Source organism: Microbacterium sp. MTN4-26 (assembly GCF_042846595.1).
Taxonomy (GTDB): domain Bacteria; phylum Actinomycetota; class Actinomycetes; order Actinomycetales; family Microbacteriaceae; genus Microbacterium; species Microbacterium luteum.
Window position 1 is genome coordinate 1 of the sequence record NZ_BTGO01000047.1, and the last position, 1,300, is coordinate 1,300.

1 protein-coding gene is annotated in these 1,300 nt (G+C 64.8%); it reads right to left on the bottom strand.

Translation table 11 applies throughout. The features are described from left to right. Positions 1-42: 42 nt before the first annotated feature. Positions 43-1,232 (bottom strand): IS3 family transposase gene (locus tag ACGG9C_RS17000; RefSeq protein WP_194384364.1). Its coding sequence is split into 2 segments (ribosomal slippage): positions 43-951 and positions 954-1,232, totalling 1,188 coding nucleotides; the frame shifts between segments, so codons are not numbered across the junction. Positions 1,233-1,300: the final 68 nt, after the last annotated feature.

Consider the following 1,300-nt stretch of genomic DNA (forward strand, 5'->3'; position numbering starts at 1 on the left):
GGGTCTGCCCCGAGTCTTGTTGACAGTCGGGGGTTGGGGTGATCAGGCCGCTTCTGCGTCCTTGTAGATCATCTCAAACTCGACGGGGGTGAGTTTGCCGAGGCCGCGTTGGCGGCGCCTGCGGTTGTATTTCGTCTCGATCCAGGTGACCATCGCGAGGCGAAGATCGGCGCGGGTGTCCCAGCGCCTCGTGTCGAGCACGTTCTTTTGGAGGAGGCTGAAAAAGCTCTCCATGCTCGCGTTGTCACCGGCCCCGTAAGACCGGCCCATGGAGCCGACGAGGCCGTTGTTGCGGAGCAGGTTCTGGGTGCGTTTCGCGCGGAACTGGCCGCCTCTGTCGGAGTGGCAGATCGTGCCGCCAGGTGAGCGCAGCGCGATCGCGTTGCGCATCGCCGCCCGCGCGAGAGATGACTTCATGCGGGTGTCGATGGAGTAGCCGACGATCTTGTTCGACCAGACGTCCTTGATCGCGCAGATGTAGAGCTTGCCTTCTCTGGTCGGGTGTTCCGAGATGTCCCACAGCCAGACCCTGTTCGGCCCGTCGGCGACGAACTCGTGCCGGATGACACCGTGCTCGTCGACCACGGCGAGCAGGTCGTCGTGCGGCGCGGGTCCGGTGCTGCCGGGCTTGCTGCGCTTCTTGTGGTGCGATGCGTGGATCCCCGCGATCCGGCAGAGTCGGTGCACCCGGTTCTCGCTCGCGGTGACCCCGTGCTCGGACTCGAGCTCGTCGGTGAGGAACCGGTACCCGAGGGTGTCGTCGTCCGCATGGAGGTCGTAGAGCACGTCGATCACGTGCGCATCGTCCCAGTCCCTGTCGGAGACCGGGGCTTTGAGCCACTGGTAGTACCCCTGCCTGGACAGGCCGAGGACCCGCAACGCCACCGCGACCGGCACCCTCACGGGAGCGCCGGCCGCAGCCATCTCGTGGACGAGCGGGAAGACTATTTTCCCGGCAGGTTCGCCTGCGACAGATACGCCGCAGCCCGCCGCAGCACCTCGTTCTCCTGCTCCAACAGCCGGATCCGCTTGTTCGCCTCACGCAGCTGCTTGCGCTCGTCGTCGGTCAGGCCGGCACGCTTGCCGTCCTCGACGTCGGCCTGCTTCATCCAGTTGCTCAGCGATCCTTCGGAGATACCGAAGTCCTTCGCGATCTGCGCCAACGGCGCTTGACCCTTCCGGGCCACGGCCACGACATCATCGCGGAACTCTCGGGGATAGGGCTTTGCCACAAGAACATCCTTCCAGCGAGAACGAATCCTCACAGATCAGATGTCAACCAAACTCGGGGCAGACCCGT